Source organism: Thiobacillus sp. (assembly GCF_013693775.1).
Classification (GTDB): Bacteria; Pseudomonadota; Gammaproteobacteria; order Burkholderiales; family Thiobacillaceae; genus Thiobacillus.
On the sequence record NZ_CP059257.1, the window covers coordinates 2,829,827 to 2,848,385 of the forward strand.

18 protein-coding genes and 1 pseudogene are annotated in these 18,559 nt (G+C 63.6%); 9 read left to right on the top strand and 10 right to left on the bottom strand.

The features are described 5' to 3' along the window. Positions 1-16 precede the first annotated feature (16 nt). From HZY77_RS13920 to HZY77_RS13930, 3 genes are all read left to right on the top strand, one after another. The gene (locus HZY77_RS13920; protein WP_296630132.1) at positions 17-628 is read left to right on the top strand and encodes a nucleoside triphosphate pyrophosphatase; all 612 of its coding nucleotides are present in this window, start codon (positions 17-19) and stop codon (positions 626-628) included. A gap of 117 nt (positions 629-745) precedes the next feature. Continuing rightward, entirely contained in the window at positions 746-2,197 is a 1,452-nt protein-coding gene (gene rng / locus HZY77_RS13925; RefSeq protein WP_296815958.1) for a ribonuclease G, read from the top strand. After that, on the top strand, positions 2,194-2,823 hold the full coding sequence (locus tag HZY77_RS13930) for a DNA-3-methyladenine glycosylase (RefSeq protein ID WP_296815960.1): 630 nt from the start codon (positions 2,194-2,196) through the stop codon (positions 2,821-2,823). The genes rng and HZY77_RS13930 overlap by 4 nt, the downstream gene beginning before the upstream one ends. Before the next feature lie 20 nt (positions 2,824-2,843). On the opposite strand, the gene HZY77_RS13935 is transcribed toward HZY77_RS13930, so the two are convergent. The 8 genes and pseudogenes from HZY77_RS13935 to HZY77_RS13975 form a co-directional block, all read right to left on the bottom strand. Beyond that, positions 2,844-3,608, bottom strand: coding sequence for a sulfite exporter TauE/SafE family protein (locus HZY77_RS13935; RefSeq protein ID WP_296815964.1), 765 nt, complete (start codon positions 3,606-3,608; stop codon positions 2,844-2,846). A gap of 42 nt (positions 3,609-3,650) precedes the next feature. Further along, positions 3,651-4,365: pseudogene (locus tag HZY77_RS17900) on the bottom strand (ABC transporter ATP-binding protein). Between the two features lie 16 nt (positions 4,366-4,381). Then, positions 4,382-6,337, bottom strand: coding sequence for a branched-chain amino acid ABC transporter ATP-binding protein/permease (locus HZY77_RS13950; RefSeq protein WP_296815973.1), 1,956 nt, complete (start codon positions 6,335-6,337; stop codon positions 4,382-4,384). A gap of 5 nt (positions 6,338-6,342) precedes the next feature. Next, complete coding sequence (locus HZY77_RS13955; RefSeq protein WP_296630114.1) at positions 6,343-7,221, bottom strand: branched-chain amino acid ABC transporter permease; 879 nt, start codon at positions 7,219-7,221, stop codon at positions 6,343-6,345. 65 nt (positions 7,222-7,286) lie between these two features. Then, positions 7,287-8,495 (bottom strand): ABC transporter substrate-binding protein, encoded by a 1,209-nt coding sequence (locus HZY77_RS13960; protein WP_296815976.1) that lies wholly within the window; start codon positions 8,493-8,495, stop codon positions 7,287-7,289. Positions 8,496-8,608: 113 nt separating this feature from the next. After that, on the bottom strand, positions 8,609-9,382 hold the full coding sequence (gene xth / locus HZY77_RS13965; protein ID WP_296815979.1) for an exodeoxyribonuclease III: 774 nt from the start codon (positions 9,380-9,382) through the stop codon (positions 8,609-8,611). Between the two features lie 105 nt (positions 9,383-9,487). Continuing rightward, positions 9,488-10,033, bottom strand: coding sequence for a glutaredoxin family protein (locus HZY77_RS13970; protein ID WP_296815983.1), 546 nt, complete (start codon positions 10,031-10,033; stop codon positions 9,488-9,490). A gap of 129 nt (positions 10,034-10,162) precedes the next feature. After that, a complete protein-coding gene (locus HZY77_RS13975; RefSeq protein WP_296815988.1) occupies positions 10,163-12,220 on the bottom strand; it encodes a M3 family metallopeptidase in 2,058 nt (685 codons plus the stop codon). Between the two features lie 79 nt (positions 12,221-12,299). Between HZY77_RS13975 and HZY77_RS13980 the strand changes: the two genes are divergently transcribed. The 5 genes from HZY77_RS13980 (at position 12,300) to HZY77_RS14000 (ending at position 17,174) form a co-directional block, all read left to right on the top strand. Beyond that, positions 12,300-12,851 carry a gamma carbonic anhydrase family protein gene (locus tag HZY77_RS13980; RefSeq protein ID WP_296815997.1) on the top strand — a complete coding sequence of 184 codons (552 nt, stop codon included), beginning with the start codon at positions 12,300-12,302 and terminating at the stop codon, positions 12,849-12,851. Positions 12,852-12,866: 15 nt separating this feature from the next. Beyond that, positions 12,867-13,361 carry a TlpA disulfide reductase family protein gene (locus HZY77_RS13985; protein ID WP_296815999.1) on the top strand — a complete coding sequence of 165 codons (495 nt, stop codon included), beginning with the start codon at positions 12,867-12,869 and terminating at the stop codon, positions 13,359-13,361. Positions 13,362-13,626: 265 nt separating this feature from the next. Further along, a complete protein-coding gene (ettA, locus tag HZY77_RS13990) occupies positions 13,627-15,291 on the top strand; it encodes an energy-dependent translational throttle protein EttA (protein WP_296816001.1) in 1,665 nt (554 codons plus the stop codon). Between the two features lie 8 nt (positions 15,292-15,299). Beyond that, the gene (locus HZY77_RS13995; protein ID WP_296816004.1) at positions 15,300-16,655 is read left to right on the top strand and encodes a diguanylate cyclase; all 1,356 of its coding nucleotides are present in this window, start codon (positions 15,300-15,302) and stop codon (positions 16,653-16,655) included. A gap of 72 nt (positions 16,656-16,727) precedes the next feature. Next, the gene (locus HZY77_RS14000) at positions 16,728-17,174 is read left to right on the top strand and encodes a YhcH/YjgK/YiaL family protein (RefSeq protein ID WP_296816007.1); all 447 of its coding nucleotides are present in this window, start codon (positions 16,728-16,730) and stop codon (positions 17,172-17,174) included. Here the strand turns inward: HZY77_RS14000 and HZY77_RS14005 are convergent. Then, positions 17,171-17,545 (bottom strand): SlyX family protein, encoded by a 375-nt coding sequence (locus HZY77_RS14005; protein ID WP_296816009.1) that lies wholly within the window; start codon positions 17,543-17,545, stop codon positions 17,171-17,173. The two genes, HZY77_RS14000 and HZY77_RS14005, sit on opposite strands and share 4 nt — an antisense overlap. Next, positions 17,542-18,078 (bottom strand): TlpA disulfide reductase family protein, encoded by a 537-nt coding sequence (locus HZY77_RS14010; protein WP_296816012.1) that lies wholly within the window; start codon positions 18,076-18,078, stop codon positions 17,542-17,544. Before HZY77_RS14010 ends, HZY77_RS14005 begins: the two co-directional genes overlap by 4 nt. On the opposite strand from HZY77_RS14010, the gene HZY77_RS14015 reads away from it, so the two are divergent. Further along, on the top strand, positions 18,077-18,490 hold the full coding sequence (locus HZY77_RS14015) for a CopD family protein (RefSeq protein ID WP_296816015.1): 414 nt from the start codon (positions 18,077-18,079) through the stop codon (positions 18,488-18,490). The genes HZY77_RS14010 and HZY77_RS14015 overlap by 2 nt on opposite strands. The last annotated feature ends 69 nt before the right edge of the window (positions 18,491-18,559 follow it).

The following is an 18,559-nucleotide window of genomic DNA, read 5'->3' on the forward strand; positions in this document are numbered from 1 at the left end:
GGGAATAACGAGAATCATGCTGGTCGACAAACGAATCTATCTGGCGTCCCAGTCGCCGCGGCGGCGCGAGCTTCTGAAACAGATCGGGGTGGCCTTCGACGTGCTGGCGCTGCGTGCGGTGGCGGGTCGCATGGACGTCGTCGAGGTTCCGCGCGCAAATGAGGTAGCGTCCGATTTCGCACAGCGCATGGCAATCGAAAAGGCTGCCTGCGGCTGGCGTGCAGTGGACGCGCGCCGCCTGTTGCGTTTTCCAGTGCTGGGTGCGGACACGGTGGTCGAGCTCGACGGCGCCATTCTGGGCAAGCCGGCCGATCGCGCCGGCGCTGAAGCCATGCTGATGCGCTTGTCGGGGCGTACGCATCAAGTACACACCGCTGTGGCGGTACAGCACGAAGACCGGATGGAAATGCGCCTGTCTTCCAGCCAGGTCAGATTGGCCGAGCTCGATGCGGCGGCCATCGGCCGCTACCTTGAAACCGGCGAATACCTTGGCAAGGCGGGCGCGTACGGCATCCAGGGGCGCGCCGGCGCGTTTGTCGAACATATCGACGGCAGCTACAGCGGCATCATGGGACTGCCGTTATATGACACAGCCATTTTATTGAGGACCTTCGGTCTCGCTGTCTGAGCGATATTTAACCAAACCTTTTCTAAATCAAAACCGAGGCCCGCTTTCCGGGCGCGCCACGCGGTTGCCGTGGATGTTCGCGTCGGTTTTGATTTAGAAATGGATCCAGCATTTGCCATGAGCGAAGAAATCCTCGTCAACGTCACGCCGCAGGAAATCCGTGTCGCCGTGCTGCACCTGGGCGCGGTACAGGAACTGCATATCGAACGCGCCCAGTGTCGCGGCCTGGTGAGCAACATCTATATGGGACGCGTAGTGCGCGTGCTGCCGGGCATGCAGTCGGCCTTCATCGACATCGGCCTGGAGCGCGCCGCCTTTCTTCACGTGGCCGATATATGGGAAGAACGTCACAACGGCGAAGCGGAACGTCCGATCGAGCAGATCCTGCACGAAGGGCAGAGCCTGATGGTGCAGGTGATCAAAGACCCGATCGGCACCAANGGGGCGCGCCTGTCCACCCAGATCAGCTTCGCCGGCCGTTACCTGGTCTACCTGCCGCAGGAAACCCACATCGGCATCTCGCAGAAGATCGAAGGCGAGGAAGAGCGCGAGCACCTGCGCCAGAAACTGCATCAATTGATGCCGGAAGACGCCACCGGCGGCTTTATCGTGCGCACCATGGCCGAAACCGCGCAAGACATCGAGATGCAGGCGGACATCGACTATCTGCGGCGGCTGTGGAGCAGCATCCAGTCGCGCGGCAACTGCGCGGTGCCCTGCCTGCTGTACCAGGATCTCGATCTGTCGCTGCGCGTGCTGCGCGACTTCGTCAATCGCGACACCAGCCGCATCCTGATCGACTCGCGCGAAACCTATCAGCGCATGGCGGAATTCGCGAAGAACTATACGCATGCGGTGCACGACAAGCTGCAGCACTATGGTGCCGACCGGCCGCTGTTCGACCTGTATGCCATCGAGGATGAAATTGCCAAGGCACTGGGGCGGCGCGTTGACCTGAAGTCGGGCGGCTATCTCATCATCGACCAGACCGAGGCGTTGACCACGGTCGACGTCAACACGGGCGGCTTCGTCGGCGCGCGCAATTTCGACGATACCATCTTCAAGACCAACCTCGAGGCCGCACAAGCCATTGCGCGCCAACTGCGTCTGCGCAACCTCGGCGGCATCATCATCATCGACTTCATCGACATGGACAACGCGGAGCATCAGGACGCGGTGCTGACCGAGCTGAAGAAAACCCTGGCGCGCGATCCCACCCGGACCACCGTCAGCGGATTCTCCACGCTGGGTCTGGTCGAGATGACCCGCAAACGGACGCGGGAGTCGCTGGCGCATGTGCTGTGCGAACCCTGCCCCACCTGCGCCGGACGGGGTGAAATCAAGACCGCGCAAACCGTGTGCTACGACGTGCTGCGCGAAATCCTGCGCGAGGCGCGCCAGTTCGGTGCGCGTGAATACCGCATCGTCGCCGCGCAAAGCGTGATCGATCTGTTTCTCGACGAGGAATCCGGCAGCCTCGCCCAACTCATCGACTTCATCGGCAAGCCGGTGTCGCTGCAGGTTGAGACGACCTATCCGCAGGAGCAGTACGACATCATCCTGCTGTGAAAACCCGGGCGCAACCGACCTACTGGCACCAGGCCTGCAACGAACTCGGTGCAGGCGATCCGGTGATGGCAGGGCTGATCGCGCGCTATCCCGACGCGGTGCTGGGCAACCGTGGCGACCCTTTCCAGACGCTCGCGCGCGCCATCGTCGGTCAGCAGATTTCGGTCAAGGCTGCCGACAGCGTATGGGCGCGTTTTGCCGAATTCGCTCGGCATGTGACGCCTGGGCATGTCGCCACGCTCGAATTGGACGGTCTGGCAGCGTGCGGCCTGTCGCGCCGCAAGGCCGAGTACCTGCGCGACCTGGCCGGGCATTTCGTCGATGGCCGCGTCGAGCCGGCGCGCTGGAANAAAATGGACGATGAGGCGGTGATCGCCGAGCTCGTGGACGTACGCGGCATCGGCCGCTGGACGGCGGAGATGTTCCTGATCTTCAGCCTGCGCCGCCCCGACGTGTGGCCGGTCGACGACATCGGCCTGCAGAAAGCCGTTGCGGTGCATTATCTGGATGATGCGCGTCCCACGCCCCAGGCCTTGCGTGAGCATGGCGTGCGCTTCGCGCCCTGGCGTACCGTCGCTACCTGGTATCTGTGGCGAAGTCTCGATCCGGCGGTGGTGCAGTACTGAGATTGCCTGGCTCGTCGGACTCAGGCGTAAACCTTGAAGCCATAGACCGCGGTGAGCAGGCTGCCCAGTCCGATCACGGTGCCCTCCAGCCATCTCCGGGGAATGCGGCGTGCCAGGCGTCCTCCCAACACGCCTCCGACTATTGCGCCCGTCAGGGTGACCAAAGCGGGAATCCAGACGATCACGCTACTGGCCACCAGCAAAACCAGGGATACGGTGGTGATGCCCGTGGCGAGCAGATTCTTCACGCCGTTCAGCTCGTGCGTATCCTCAATGCCGGACAGTGTCAGGGTGGCAAGCAGCATGATGCCGAGCCCGGCATTGAAATAGCCTCCGTAGACGCCGAGTGTGAACGTGAGAAACGCGGCGAGTGCGCCCTTTCCTCCGTGGTGTGTGGNAAAGAGCTGATGGCTGAAGGCCAGCATTGGCCCCTTGAAGGCGAAGGCGAGGGTGGCAGACAAGAGGAGCCAGGGGACGGCCTGCATGAAATAGCGGTCCGTGCTGTGAACCATCAACCAGCCGCCAAACGCGCCGCCACACACGGCCGCCGCCATCAGACGAGGCAATTCCTTGCGCCGCTGCCCGAGTTCCTTGCCATAGCTCAGCAAGGCCAGGGCATGGCCCGGCCAGATGGCGAAGGAGTTGGACGCATTGGCCGCTACGGGAGGAACGCCCACCGCAAGCAAGGCCGGGAAGGTAAAGAAGGTTCCGCCTCCTGCAATGGCGTTGGCCGCGCCACCGAGCACGCCCGCGCCGACCAGCAGGAGACCCTGCCAGATATCCATCAGGCCGGGTCGCGCTGGGAATCGGGCGCGGCGTCCAGACGATCAGCCCAGGTAGGCGGCGAGCACGCGCTCGTCCTCGCGCAGGTGGGCGGGGTTCCTTCGATGGCGATGTGACCGCGGTCCATCACGTAGGCGTAGTCCGCCACTTCGAGGGCACTCTTGGCGAACTGTTCCACCAGCAACAAGGTGATGCCGGTTTCCTTGAGACGGCGGATGGTGTGGAACACCTCCTGCACGATGATGGGGGCAAGCCCCATGGAGGGCTCGTCCAGCAGCATGACCTTGGGCTTGGACATCAGGGCGCGGCCGATCGCGAGCATCTGCTGTTCTCCGCCCGACAAGGTGCCGGCCGTCTGCAAGCGCCGTTCCTCGAGGCGCGGAAACAGTGCATAGATATTTTCCAGGTCGGCGGCGGCTCGGGCGCGGAAGCCGAAGAACCGGGGCAGGCGGCCATAGGCACCCAGCAGCAGGTTGTCCTCCACCGTCAGGGGCCGAACACCTTCCGCCCTTCCGGCGAATGCGCCAACCCGAGGCGGGCGATGTGGGCGGCATCCTGATCCTGGACCGGCCGTCCGTCCAGCAGCACGCGTCCGCGATTCGGCCGGATCATCCCGGATATCGCCCGCATGGTGGTGGTCTTGCCCGCGCCGTTCGCCCCGATCAGGGCCACCACCGTGCCCGCTTTCACTTCAAGCGACACGCCGACGAGCACTTCACTCGTCCCGTATCCTGCATGCAGATTCTCGACCGTCAGCACAGCTCCGTCCTTCCCTTCATCCAGCCTGCGCGGGTGCAGCGGCGCCTGCCGGATCGTCCACTACACCCAGATAGGCCTCGATCACCTTGGGATCGCGTTTGACCTGCTCCGCCGTTCCGGCGGCGATGATCTTGCCGCCATCGAGTACTGTCACGACCCCGCACAATTCGCTGATCACGTCCATGTGATGCTCGATCAGGATGATGCTGATGCCGCGTTCATGAATGCGCTTGATGATGTCCATCAGCTTGCTCACATCGGGATGGGCGAGCCCTGCCGCCGGCTCGTCCAGGATCAGCAGTTCAGGTTTGCGCGCCAGCGCGCGGGCGATTTCCAGGAAGCGCTGGTCACCGTAGGTCAGGTCCTTGGCCAGGCTGCGGGCCTGGTCTCCGAGTCCCACCAGCTCCAGCAAGGCCAGAGCGGCGGCACTGGCGCNGTTTTCTTCGGCCCGGGCCAGCCCCAACAGGACAAGCGGCAGCGGACTGCGGTAAACGTCCTTGAGCGCGACCATGACGTTGTCCAGGGCGCTGAGTTCGCCGAACAGCTGAAGGTTCTGGAAAGTGCGTGCCACGCCTGTCCGCGCCACCTTGAACAGGCTGCCGACGGGCAAGAGCTTGCCGCGCAGCAGCATGTCGCCGCCGGTCGGGACGTAGAGACCGGAAATGACGTTCACCGCAGTGCTCTTGCCGGAACCGTTGGGGCCGATCAGGCCGTGGATTTCTCCGGCCTGTACGGTCATGGATACCCCATCCACGGCCTTGACGCCGCCGAAGTACCGTTCCAGGCCGCGCAATTCCAGAAGTGCGCCGCCGTTCGCGGTCCGTTTGGGCAGGACGGTATCCAGCGAGGCCGGCGCCGGCAGGCGAGGCGGCTCGATGTGGAACAGCCTGGTCAGGAAACGGGCGGCGAAACCCATCAGGCCCTCCGGCAAACCCACCACTACGGAAAACAGCATCAGCGCGAAAATCGCCTTGCGCCAGTCCTCGGTGTTCTCCACGATCAGGCTGCCCACCATCAGAATGCCCATGGCCGCAACAGGCGCAAGGGCCTGGAACGGGCGGGTGGTCTNTTTCAGCAGGCCTTGTCCGCCTGCCGCCAGGGCGATCAGCAGCCCGATCGCGGAAAAGATCTGGAACAGCCNCCGGTTGGACAGCAGATTGGGCAGCAGGGCGATCAGGGAAGCGCCCACCAGCGCGCCCCACAGGCTCTTGCGCCCGCCCAGCACCACGCCCAGGAGCAGGATCACCATCAGATCCCAACCGAAACTCTGCGGCTGCAGATACTGGAAATTGAAGGCATACAGTCCGCCCGCCAAGCCGCCCAGCCCGGACGCGAGGGCGAAGCCGGCGACCTTGTGGCGGTAGGTCCCGACGCCCATGGCATCGGTGGCGATGGGACTGTCGCGCAGGGCCTCGAAGGCGCGCCCCCATTGCGACGACAGCAGGTTGCGCATCGCCATCCAGACCAGGGCGAGCAGCAGCAGGCACAGCCAGAAAAAGCCCGGCGCATCGAGCGTCATGCCGAGGAAGGGCGGCCGGCTGACCTGCAGGCCCTGGGCACCGAGCGTCAGGCCTTCCCATTCGTTCAGGGTGGTTGCGCTGAGGGCCGAGAAGCTCAGGGTCGCCAAGGCGAACTGCGGGCCTTCCAGGCGCAGCGCGGGGAAGGCCAGCACGGTGCCGAAGATGAGTCCCACGACGAGGGCCGCCGCCAGCGCCGCCAGCATGCCGAAGTCAAAATTGGCCACGCAGAGGCCGGCCGCATACGCGCCCAGGCCGAGGAAAGCGGCCTGGGCGAGGTTCACCTGGCCCAGATAGCCAACCGTGACGTCGAGACCGATCAACAGGATGCCGTAGATGGCGAGCAGCGTCAGCAAGCCCAGGACATAGCTGTTGTCCACCATCAGGGGAATCGCGGCGAGCAGCGCCAGGACCGCCAGTTCGGCGCCACGAATCAGAAGCAGGCGTTTCCACATGTCCGCTATACCTTCCGGATGCTGGCCTTGCCGAACACCCCGTTGGGGCGCACGGCCAGCGCAAGAATGAGCAGAACCAGGCCGGGCGCCTCACGCCAGCCGCTGCCGAGATAGAAACTGGTCAGGCTTTCCAGCGCGCCGAGGAACAGGCCGACCAGCACGATCCCGAATCCGGAATCGAGCCCCGCCACCACGGCCACCGAGAAGGCCTTGAGGATCAGCACCGAGGCCATGGTCGGTCCCACCGTGGTGATAGGCGCCACCAGGATGCCCGCCAGCGCCGCGACCAGACCCGACAGGCCGTAGGAGAGCTGGATCGTGCGGGTGGCCGAGATCCCCATCAACTGGGCGGCATCGCGATCCGCCGACACCGCTTCGAACGCCTTGCCCAGCAAGGTTTTGCGCTTGAACAGCTCCACCAATCCCATGACTGCCAGCACGCCGATGGCTACCGACAGTTCCAGCGGGGTGACGTCGATGCCGAAGAAATGCAGAGGATCGGATGAAATCGGGGTGGGGAAGGGCCGGTCGTCCCGGCCCCAGATGTTTTCGGCCGCCGAGAAACCCAGCAGGCCCAGGATGATGGTGAGCAGGATCCAGCCCTCGCCCTTCTGCTCCAGCGACAGGCGTACCGCCGCCCGTTCGACGAACAGGCCCAGCACCGCGCCGAACAGCATGCCTCCCGGGACCACCAGCCAGTAAGGCAGGCCGCTGTCGATGAGGGTCAGGCTGAAGAAGGCGGACAGCATGACCAGTTCGCCCTGGCCGAAGTTGATGCTCTTGCTGGTGGCGAAGGTCAGCTGGAAGCCGTAGGCGATTAGCGCGTAGACCATGCCCATCAGCGCGCCACTCACGGCCAGCTGGACGATCAAAAGGGTATACATAGCGTGTGTCGTATTGGCTGTCAGCAGCCGGGGAGGGAATGATGCCCCTCCCCTTCTTGTTTATCTTATTTGCCCGCTTCCTTGATCAGGCGCTGGCGATCGGCCTTGTTGGCGAACACCACCCGGCCATCCTGGACCATCCCCATCACCACCTGAGCGCGGCGAAATGCCTCGTGGGTCTGCTCGTTGGCCGGATCCCATTTGCCGTAAGGCTGTTTCCAGGTGGCGATCACGCCTTTGACCGGATCGCGAAGATCCTCCAGGGCATCCTTGATCTTGTGGGTATCGGTGCTTTGCGCCTGCTTGACGGCGGCGGCGAAGACATAGACGGCGTCATAGCCCTGGGCGGCGGACATCGGCGAAGGAATGCGGGATACGCCGTAGGCCTTGTGGTAGCTGTCGATGAAGCTCTTGACCTTGGGTGTGATCGGGTCCTCGATGAAGGTCTGCGGCATCAGGGTGCCATTGCCGTTCTTGCCCGCGTTGTCGATGTAGTTGGACATCGACAGGGTCCAGCCGCCGATCAGGGGCTGCTTCATCCGCAGCTTTGCCATGCCGTTGGACACGGCCGCCAGTTCCGGCCCGATGCCCCAGATCAGGATGCCCTGGGCGCCGCCGAACTTGGCTTTCAGCAACTGGGCGGTCATGTCCTTGTCGCCGATGTTGAATTTCTCGGTGGCCACCACCTGCAGCTTGTTGCCCTGCTTCTTGATCTGGTCGAGCAGGTCGTCGCGTCCGGATACCCCGTAGTTGGTCGAGTCATGGAGGATCGCCACCTTGGTGAGCTTGCGGTTGATGGCTTCCTCCACCACCATGGCGGCCTGGATGCCGTCATCGGCGGAGAAGCGGAAGATGGACAGGTCCTTCACACCGGCCTTGCTCCACTGGGTCATGGAGGCGGAGCCTGCCGCCGGCGTGATGATCTTGGTGATGCCTTTTTCCTGGAAATACTTGTCGCCCGCGAGGACGACACCGGTATTCACCGTTCCGATGACACCCGCGAGGTCGCCCATGGAAGACAGTTCCTGGGCAATCAGGGCGCCGCGCTCGTTCTTGCCTTCGTCGTCCCGCTCGACCACTTCGATCTTCATCTTTTGGCTGCCTACCTGGATGCCGCCGGCGCGGTTGATTTCCTCGATCGCCAGTTTGGCGCCGTCCCGCATGGACACGCCCATCGGGGCCGAGCCACCGGTATAGGGGCCGGTCAGGGCAATCTTGACCGTGTCCGCAGCGTACGCCTGGAGGCTGAACAAACCCGTCGTGAGAACAGCCAATATCGTTTTTTCATGATCACAATCTCCGTCGAAAGTTGAACATACTTGTCAGGCCCCCGGTCTGCGCCGTGGCTGTGGGGATTATAGGTCGAACGCAAAGGGAAAACCGGGATTCAGGCATCCAGGCCGATCTCCGCCAGTACCGGCGCGTGATCCGACGGGCGTTCCAGCTTGCGCATGTCGCGGTCGATGGTGCTCGACGTGCAGGCGGACGCGAGCGGGGCGGAGAGCAGGATGTGGTCGATGCGCAGGCCGTGATTGCGGCGGAAGCCCATCATGCGGTAGTCCCACCAGGAAAAACTTTNTTCGGGCTGCTCGAACAGGCGGTAGCTGTCCTTGAGACCCAGTTCCAGCAGGGCGCGGAAGCGTGCACGCTCGGGTTCCGATACCAGCACGCAGTCTTTCCAGACTTCGGGGTCGTGCACGTCACGGTCTTCCGGGGCGACATTGTAGTCGCCGAGCACGGCGAGCCGGGNGTGGCGCACCAGTTCATCCTTCAGCCAGGCGGCCAGTGCATCGAACCAGGCGAGTTTGTAGGGATATTTGTCGGAATCGAGGCTTTGGCCGTTGGGGCAGTACACGCACACCAGGCGGACGCCGTCGACCGTGGCTGCGATCACGCGCTTTTGTTCGTCGTCGAACCCGGGGATGCCGGTCTGCATGTCGACCGGTTCGGTGCGGCTGAGAATGGCGACGCCATTGTAGGTCTTTTGTCCGGAAAACACGACGCGATAACCCGCCGCGGCGAGGTCGGCGACGGGGAAGGCATCGTCGGTGAGCTTGGTTTCCTGCAGACACACCGCGTCGGGCTGGCGGGTGGCGAGAAAGTCCAGCAACTGGGGCAGGCGGACCTTGAGGGAGTTGACATTCCAGGCGGCTATTTTCATATCGCCGAGTGTAGCGCATACGATCTTTCATGGGCTTTAGCCCATAGTGGATCGGCGTCCTTCAGCACAGCCGCCAGGGCTGCGGCGCCTTGGACGCAAGAAGGCTCAGGGATGGGGTGCGGCGGGTGCGGGTTGTGACGTCGGTGCGGGTACCGGTGCAGCGGCGGTCTCCGGCTTGCCGCCCGAAGGCGCCTTGGGATAGCCCGCGCGATCGAGCGCGGCCTGCCACTGCCCGGCTTCGAAACCGTCGATTCGCTCGCTGCCGACGACGAGCACCGGCACGCTCAGGCGGCCGGTGAGCTTTTTCAGTTCGGCCTGAGCTTCGGGGCTGGCTTGCGGATCCTTGCCGCTGAACGGGACACCGCGCTGGGTGAGCAGTTGGCGTGCCTGGTCGCAGGGAATGCCGCAGGCGCTGGCATACAGCGTGACGGGGTATTTCTCGCGTGCCGTCTTGGCGTCGTAGGACTCGCCGATTTCGATGACGTTGCCCTTGAAGGCCTTTTGCTGGGCGTTTTTGATGCTGGGCGGGGGCGGCTGGTCGCTATATACCGTGCGGCCCTGCGCGTCCTTCCATTGATACAGCTGGGCGGCGCCCGCCGACAAACTTGCCGCCGCCAGCCACATCGCCATCAAGATGGATCCTGCTTTCATGCCGTGCTCCCTTAAGACGTAATCAACCGACTTAACGGACATCAGGGCGCCGAGCTTTACCCGTACATCCAGAAGGGGATCCAAGGGCAGCCGGGAAACGAAGGCCGCTTGCACGGCTTTCACCCCCGTTCACGCCATGCCGTTATGGCGCAGCAGGGCGTCGATGGTCGGTTCACGGCCGCGGAAGGCCTTGAACGATTCGAGCGCCGGGCGCGCACCGCCCTGGGCGAGAATCTCGCTCCAGAAGCGATGGCCGACCTCGGGATTGAGTACGCCGCCGTAGCCCTCGGCCTCGTCCTCGAACAGCGCATAGGCGTCGGCGGACAGCACCTCTGCCCATTTGTAGCTGTAGTAGCCCGCCGCGTAGCCGCCCGCGAAGATGTGCGAGAAGTTGTTGGGGAAGCGGTTGTAGGCCGNGGGCACGATGACCGCGACCTTCTTGCGGATGTCGTCGATCAGGTCCTGGGCAGTGCGCTTGCCGTTGGGATCGAAGTCATCGTGCAGGTGCATGTCGAAGCTGGCGAACTCGATCTGGCGCAATGTCTGCAGGCCGGACTGGAAGTTCTTCGCGGCCAGCATCCTGTCGAACAGGGCGCGCGGCAGCGGTTCGCCGGTGTCGACGTGGGCCGTCATGTGCTTCAGCACGTCCCATTCCCAGCAGAAATTTTCCATGAACTGGCTCGGCAGTTCGACTGCGTCCCATTCGACGCCGTTGATGCCGGATACGCCGAGTTCCTCGATCTGCGTCAGCAGATGGTGCAGGCCGTGGCCGGTCTCGTGGAACAGGGTGATGACTTCGTCGTGGGTGAACAGCGCGGGTTTGCCGCCGACTGGCCCGGAAAAATTGCAGTTGAGGTAGGCCACCGGCGTCTGGATGCCGTCCGCTGTCTTGCGGCGGGTGATGACGTCGTCCATCCAGGCGCCGCCGCGCTTGGANNAGCGCGCGTAGAGGTCGAGGTAGAACTGGCCGACGCGCTGGCCGGCATGGTCGGTGAGCGTATAGAACTTCACATCCGGGTGCCACACGGGTGCGCTGTCTTCGCGGATGTGCAGGCCGTACAGCGTTTCGACCAGCTTGAACAGGCCAGCCAGCACGCGCGGTTCGGGGAAGTACTGCTTCACCTCCTGGTCGGAAAAACTATAGCGCGCCACACTCAGTTTTTCCGAGACATAGGAAGTGTCCCAGGCTTCGAGCGTTTCGTATCCCAGTTCGTCGCGTGCGAAGGCTTTCAGCTCGTCGAAATCCTTTTCCGCATAGGGGCGGGCGCGGGCGGCCAGTTCGTCGAGGAACTTCAGCACGTCGGCCGGGGTGTCGGCCATCTTGGCGGCCAGCGACACCTGGGCGTAGCTCGCGAAACCGAGTAGTTCCGCTGCCTCGCGCCGCAGCCTGAGAATGCGGGCGATGAGCGCGGTGTTGTCAAGCTCGGGCTTGCCGAATTCGGAGGCACGGGTGACATAGGCGCGGTAGAGGATCTGCCGCAGTTCGCGGCTGTCGGCGTACTGCATCACCGGCAGGTAGAACGGCATCTGCAAGGTGATCTTCCAACCGGTTTCGCCGTCCGCTTCGGCGGCCGCCTTCATCATCGCCAGCACGTCGTCGGGGACGCCGGCGAGTTCGGACACCTCGTCGATGACGAGGTGGTAGTCATTGGTGGCGTCGAGCAGGTTTTCCTCGAATTTGGCCGACAGCTGCGCCAGCTCTTCCTGGACCTGCATGAAGCGGGCCTTCTTGTCGGCGGGCAGCTCGGCGCCGCCGAGGCGGAAGTCGCGCAGCTCATTCTCGACGATCTTCTTGCGCGGCGCCGACAGTGCGGCGTAGCCGGGGCTGGCCTTGAGCGCCTTGAATTTGGCGAACAGCGCCTCGTTCTGCCCCAGTTCGGCGTAATACACGGTGATCTTGGGCAGGTTGGCGTTGTAGACCTCGCGCAACTCGGGCGAATCCATTACCGAATGCAGGTGCGACACCTGGCCCCAGGCGCGTCCAAGTCTCTCGTTGGCGTCGTCGAGCGGCGCGACGAAAGCGTCCCATTCGGCCGGCGTGTCGGCCGCCTCTGCCCGCGTCACGGCCGCGCGGGCATCGGCCAGCAGCTGGTCGATGGCGGGGGTGACATATTCGGGCTTGAATTCGGCGAAGCGGGGCAGACCGGAAAAATCGAGCAGAGGATTGTTGCCCTTTGGGGTATTCATGGCGATAACCAACAAGGAAGAGAGAGGGAATTATACTTTCGGGCTGGATACCTGATTTTCAAGCCCGGTTTGAAACCCTATGACTGACGATGTTTATGCCGACAGACTGGCGCCGCATCACGGCGCCGCCCCCATGCTTGCCACCGGCGCCTGGGTGCATCCGCGCGCCACGGTCATCGGCGAAGTCAGCCTGGGGCGAGATGCCTCAGTGTGGCCGGGTGCCGTGATCCGCGGCGACGTCAATTCGATCGCCATTGGCGAGGCGAGCAACATCCAGGATGGCAGCGTGCTGCACGTGTCGCACAAGACGCCGCTCAGCCCGGCAGGCGGGCCGCTGGTCGTCGGCGCGCGCGTGACGGTGGGCCACACGGTGATCCTGCATGCCTGTACCATCGAAGACGAATGTCTGATCGGCATGGGGTCGATCATTCTGGACCATGCGGTGGTGCAGAAACACGTGCTGCTGGGCGCCGGTTCGCTGGTGCCGGAAGGCAAGGTACTCGAATCCGGCCATCTCTATCTGGGCCGCCCCGCCAAGCTGGTGCGCCGGCTCACCGATGAAGAAATTGCCTATTTCAGCTATTCCGCGCAGCACTATGTGGCGCTGGCGCGGTCGTATCAAGACGTTTAATTCCCGGGAATCCATATGAAACTCGCCAAACCCTTCCTCATCGTCGTGGCTGTGCTCGCCATTGCGGGCGCGCTGGCCTATGCCCTGATCGACAAGCCCACGGCGCCTGCGTCCACGTTCACCACACTGGAAGGCAAGCCCATTACGCTCAACGACCTGCGCGGCAAGATCGTGCTGGTCAACTTCTGGGCGACGTCCTGCCCCGGCTGCGTCAAGGAAATGCCCGACCTGATCGAAACCTATAACCAATACAAGGGCCGCGGCTTCGAAGTCGTCGCGGTGGCGATGAGCTACGATCCGCCGAACTACGTCGCCAATTTCGCGAAGACGCGCCAGCTGCCGTTTCCGGTGGCGCTCGACGTCAACGGCGAGCATGCCCGCGCATTCGGCAACGTGCAGCTCACGCCCACCAGCTTCATCATCGGCAAGGATGGCCACATCCTGGAACAGAAACTGGGCGACCTCGATTTCGCCAAGCTGAAAGCCCTGCTCGACAAGGAACTGACGTGATCAGGACTTTCGTCGCGGCCGGCTTGCTGCTGATGCTGGCCGCGTGCGACACGCTTCCCGCCCAGCCCCACGCTCAAGGGAACAGGAAACCGGCGCCGGCCGGGCCGCCTCCGCCTGCGATGCCCGACGGCCCGCTCGTCTGCCCGACCGACGTCAAGCTTTGCCCGGACGGGCGTTACGTCAACCGCAGCCCGGACAGGGAATGCGAGTTCGATGCCTGNNTCCCGGCGACCCTTCTCACTAAGTTTTCTGGACTGTTTATTTCATGGCGCAATACGTTTATTCCCTCAATCGCGTTGGCAAGATCGTTCCGCCCAAGCGGCAGATCCTGAAGGACATTTCCCTCAGNTTTTTCCCGGGCGCCAAGATTGGCCTGCTGGGCCTGAACGGCTCGGGAAAATCCTCGCTGATCCGCATCATGGCGGGCGTCGACAAGGACATCGAGGGCGAAGCGATCCCGATGCCGGGTATCCGCATCGGCTACCTGCCGCAGGAACCGCAGCTTGATCCGTCGCACACGGTGCGCCAGGCGGTCGAGGCGGGGCTGGGCGAGATCGTCGCGGCGAAGGCGCGGCTGGACGAGATCTATGCCGCCTACGCCGAGCCCGACGCCGATTTCGACAAGCTGGCCGAGGAGCAGGCGAAGTGCGAGGCGATCCTCGCCACGGCCGGCGCCGACCTGGACACGCAGATGGAGATCGCCGCGGATGCCTTGCGTCTACCGCCGTGGGACGCGGTGATCGGCAACCTGTCTGGCGGCGAGAAGCGCCGCGTCGCGCTGTGCCAGCTGTTGCTGTCGAATCCCGACATGCTGCTGCTCGACGAGCCGACCAACCACCTCGACGCCGAGTCGGTCGACTGGCTGGAGCAGTTTCTGGTGCGCTACCCCGGCACCGTAGTGGCGGTGACGCACGACCGCTACTTCCTCGACAATGCCGCCGAGTGGATCCTGGAACTCGACCGCGGCCACGGCATCCCGTGGAAGGGCAACTACACCAGCTGGCTGGAGCAGAAGGAAGCGCGTCTGGAAACCGAGGCCAAGCAGGAAGCCGCGCGCATCAAGACCATGAAGCACGAGCTCGAATGGGTGCGGCAGAATCCCAAGGCGCGCCAGGCCAAGTCGAAGGCGCGTCTGGCGCGTTTCGAGGAACTGAACTCGGCCGAATACCAGAAACGCAACGAGACGCAGGAAATCTTCATTCCGGTCGGCGAGCGGCTCGGCGACAAGGTGATCGACTTCCACAACGTGTCGAAATCCTTCGGCGACCGCCTGCTGATCGACAACCTCAGCTTCAGCGTGCCGCCCGGCGCCATCGTCGGCATCATCGGCCCCAACGGCGCGGGCAAGTCGACCTTCTTCAAGATGATCACCGGCCAGGAAAAGCCCGACAGCGGCGAAGTCGAGATCGGCCAGACCGTGAAGCTCGCCTACGTCGACCAGAGCCGCGACGCGCTCGCCGCCGACAAGACCGTGTTCGACGAGGTCGCCGAGGGCCGCGACATCCTCACCGTCGGCCGCTATGAAATTCCGTCGCGCGCCTACCTCGGCCGCTTCAACTTCAAGGGTGGCGACCAGCAGAAGCTCGTCGGTAATCTGTCCGGCGGCGAGCGCGGCCGCCTGCATATGGCCAAGACCTTGATTTCCGGTGGCAACGTGCTGCTGCTCGACGAACCGTCAAACGACCTCGACGTCGAGACGCTGCGCGCACTCGAAGACGCGCTGCTGGAATTCGCCGGCTGCGTGCTGGTGATCTCGCACGACCGCTGGTTCCTCGACCGCATCGCCACCCACATCCTCGCCTTCGAAGGCGACTCGCAGGTGACCTTTTTCCCCGGCAACTACCAAGAATACGAAGCCGACAAGAAGAAGCGCCTGGGCGAGGAGGGTGCCAAGCCCAAGCGCATCCGTTACAAGCCCATCAGCCGCTGAGCCAGCGCGTGGAGCGCCCCAGCCCGCCTGACCGTCTGCGCCGCCTGCCGTTCGCGGCAGGGGTGCTGGTGGCCTGCGCGGTCTGGCTGCTGCTGCAGACGTTTGTCTGGCTGGATCAGGAACGGCGCCATCAGGCCGAACGCGCGGTGCTGCAGGCCGAGGCCGCTACCGTGCGCTCACGCCTCGAGTCGGAACTGAACGCCACGCTGTCGCTGAGCCTCGGTCTGTCGACCTTCGTGCTCGCCAAGCCCGATTTTTCGCAGGCCGATCTGGCGCAGGTCGCGGCTTCGCTGATCCGCCTGCAGCCGGCGATCCGCAGCGTGGCGCTGGCGCCCGACAACGTGATTCGCTACATCTATCCGCTGGCGGGCAATCAAAAGGCGCTGGGCCTGCGTTATCTCGAGGTTCCCGCCCAGCGCGACGCGGTGCTGCGCCTGATGCGGGAGCAGCGCCCGGTGACGGCAGGACCGATCGAGCTGGCGCAAGGNGGGCTCGGCATCATCAACCGCATTCCCGTCATCTTTACCTGGCCTGACGGTTCGCCCCATTACTGNGGGCTGGCCTCGGTGGCGATCAACCCGCTTCCCATCTTCGAACGGGCCGGCATCCGGTCCGACACGCGCGACAACGTGCGTTATGCCTTGCGCGGCAAGGATGGCCTGGGCGCGCAAGGCGAGGTTTTCCTGGGAGACGCCACCCTGTTTGACAACCCCGATGCGGTGTTGATGGAGGTCGTCATCCCGGGCGGGAGCTGGCAACTGGCGGCGTGCCCGCTTGCCCCGGCGGATGAACATGGGCTGTGGGTGCAGGCCTTGCTGGGGGTGCTCGCAGCCGTGGCAGGCGCGCTCATGGCCTACTCGCTGTCGGCCCATCAGCGTATTCGCAGCATGGCGCTGCATGACCATCTCACCGGCCTGGCTAACCGCCGCCAGTTCAAGCTGCGGGGACAGGACCTGTTTGCGCTGGCCCGACGCAGCGGCTGCCAGCTGACCCTGCTGAATATCGATATCGACGATTTCAAGTCCATCAACGACACCTACGGGCATGCCGCCGGCGATGCCGTGCTGGTCTATGTCGCCAACACGCTGCGTACGTGCTGCCGGGAATCCGACCTGCTGGCGCGGGTGGGCGGCGACGAGTTTGTGGTGCTGCTGCCGGACACCCCGGCGGGACCGCCGCTGGATGCGCTGTTGGATCGCCTGCATGCGGCGATTGATGTCATAGTGCCCGGCGCCGCGGTTCCCATCAGGCTGCACATCAGCATCGGCGTGGCGACATGCAGCGATGCCACGCCCACGCTGGATGCCCTGATGCATGAGGCGGACGAGGCGATGTATCGCGCCAAGGAAAAGGCGGCTGGTTGAGTGTGCGCACACGCCTGAAAGGAGGCATGATGCGCAACGGCCCGCCCGATCCACTTCCGGTTTTCTCATCTTATGATTCTCGACACGCTTGCCCATGCCGAACGTTATCGCGCGCTCCATCCACTGTTTGAACGTGCCTTCGACTTCCTGCGCGATACTGATCTGATGGCGCTCGCCCCCGGCAAGCACGACGTACAGGGCGAGCAGATTTTCGCCATCGTCGAGGCATGCGAGGGGCGCACGCGGGCGGAGGCGAAGTTGGAATGCCATCGGCGCTACATCGACATCCAGCTGGTGCTGGCAGGCGTCGACGAGATGGGCTGGAAGCCGGTCGCGGCGTGTGGCGATCCGGCGACCGACTACGATCCCGCGCGCGACATCCGCTTCTTTAACGATGCGCCGTCCAGCTGGATCGCCACGCCGCCGGGCGCATTCTGCCTGTTCTTTCCAGACGACGCGCACGCGCCTCTGGTCGGTGCCGGCATGATCCGCAAGGTGGTGGTGAAGATCGCGGTCTAGCTATTGGTATTTCCATAAAACGCGACATGTTTTTCACCACCGTTCGGGCTGAGCTTGTCGAAGCCTGTCCTGAGCTTGCCGAAGCGGCCCCGTGCCCACTCGGAAATGCCCTTCGACAAGCTCAGGGCGAACGGAATTTCGTCATGCGCAATGGACGCCCCAATAATTCTAATAGTGCGGGGGATCTCGTCGCGCGGCGTGCGCGTCTCGTCGGGCCGGCTGTCCTTCATCCTGTCGTTCAGCAGGCGCAGCTGCTGCTGCAAGGAGTCGATCTGGTCCTGCTGGCGGACCACGATCTGGTTCAGTGTCTCGAGCAGGTCTTCGGCAAAAGCGAGCTTGGTTTCGAGTTCGGTGAGGCGCGCGTCACTCATGGCTGTTTGGTCCGGGGAAGCAAGGGCACGACGAGTTTTTCCAGCCGGGNGTAATGCAACTGTCCGGCGACCTTGTGACGGATATGGCCGTCGGCATCGAGGATGAACGAGGTCGGGACGGTCGAGACGTTGCCAAACGCCGCGGTCACCGAGGCATTGGTCGGTGCGGCCCGGAACGTATAGCCCTTGTCCTTCATCCAGGCGTCGATTTTCTCCGGCGGGTCGTCGACACTGATCGACACGACGTCGAATCCGCGGCTGCGGTAATCCTGCCAGAAGGCGTCGATCACCGGCTTTTCCTTGCGACAGTAGGGACACCAGGTCGCCCAAANATTCACCAGCACGACCTTTCCTTTGAGCGCGTCGCTGGTCAGCGCGCTGCCGTCGGTCAAGGTGACCTGCCAGGGCGGGACGGCATGGTTTTCATCGCTGACCTCGGCCGGTGGGCGAAACCACAGCCAGGCGACCAAACCCAGTAAAATCAGGGTCAGCGGACTCGGTGTCCATTTTTNTACGAAGGCGCGTCTATCCATGTTGTGGCTGAAATCGTTTCATATCGTGATGGTGGTCAGCTGGTTCGCCGGCCTGTTCTACCTGCCGCGCATCTTCGTCAACCTCGCGATGGAAACCCACGAAGCCGCCTACGACCGCTTGTTGCTGATGGCGCGTAAATTGTATCGGTTCGTCACCCCCATCATGTGGCTGACCCTCGCCACCGGCATCGGGCTGTGGCTGGCGTATTTCCCGTTCAGCATGAACTGGATGTGGGCCAAGCTTACGCTGGTCGCCGGTCTGGTCGGTTATCACCATGTCTGCAAGGGCCTGCTGCGTGCATTCGAAGCCAGACAGAACGTCAAGTCGCACATATGGTTCCGCTGGTTCAACGAAATCCCCGTGATCGTGCTGCTGATCGTGGTATTGCTGGTGGTGCTGAAACCGTTTTAAGCATTCTTGAAAGTATTTTTGAAGCCTCATCCCCAAAAAACCAGCCCCGTCGTAAACCTGCGCCGCATC

Excerpts from the sequence above, each read along its gene's own strand:
- HZY77_RS13920 (WP_296630132.1), top strand. The coding sequence starts at position 17 with ATGCTGGTCGACAAACGAATCTATCTGGCGTCCCAGTCGCCGCGGCGG.
- HZY77_RS13955 (WP_296630114.1), bottom strand. The coding sequence starts at position 7,221 with ATGTATACCCTTTTGATCGTCCAGCTGGCCGTGAGTGGCGCGCTGATG.
- HZY77_RS13970 (WP_296815983.1), bottom strand. The coding sequence starts at position 10,033 with ATGAAAGCAGGATCCATCTTGATGGCGATGTGGCTGGCGGCGGCAAGT.
- HZY77_RS13980 (WP_296815997.1), top strand. The coding sequence starts at position 12,300 with ATGACTGACGATGTTTATGCCGACAGACTGGCGCCGCATCACGGCGCC.
- HZY77_RS13985 (WP_296815999.1), top strand. The coding sequence starts at position 12,867 with ATGAAACTCGCCAAACCCTTCCTCATCGTCGTGGCTGTGCTCGCCATT.
- HZY77_RS14000 (WP_296816007.1), top strand. The coding sequence starts at position 16,728 with ATGATTCTCGACACGCTTGCCCATGCCGAACGTTATCGCGCGCTCCAT.
- HZY77_RS14005 (WP_296816009.1), bottom strand. The coding sequence starts at position 17,545 with ATGAGTGACGCGCGCCTCACCGAACTCGAAACCAAGCTCGCTTTTGCC.
- HZY77_RS14015 (WP_296816015.1), top strand. The coding sequence starts at position 18,077 with ATGTTGTGGCTGAAATCGTTTCATATCGTGATGGTGGTCAGCTGGTTC.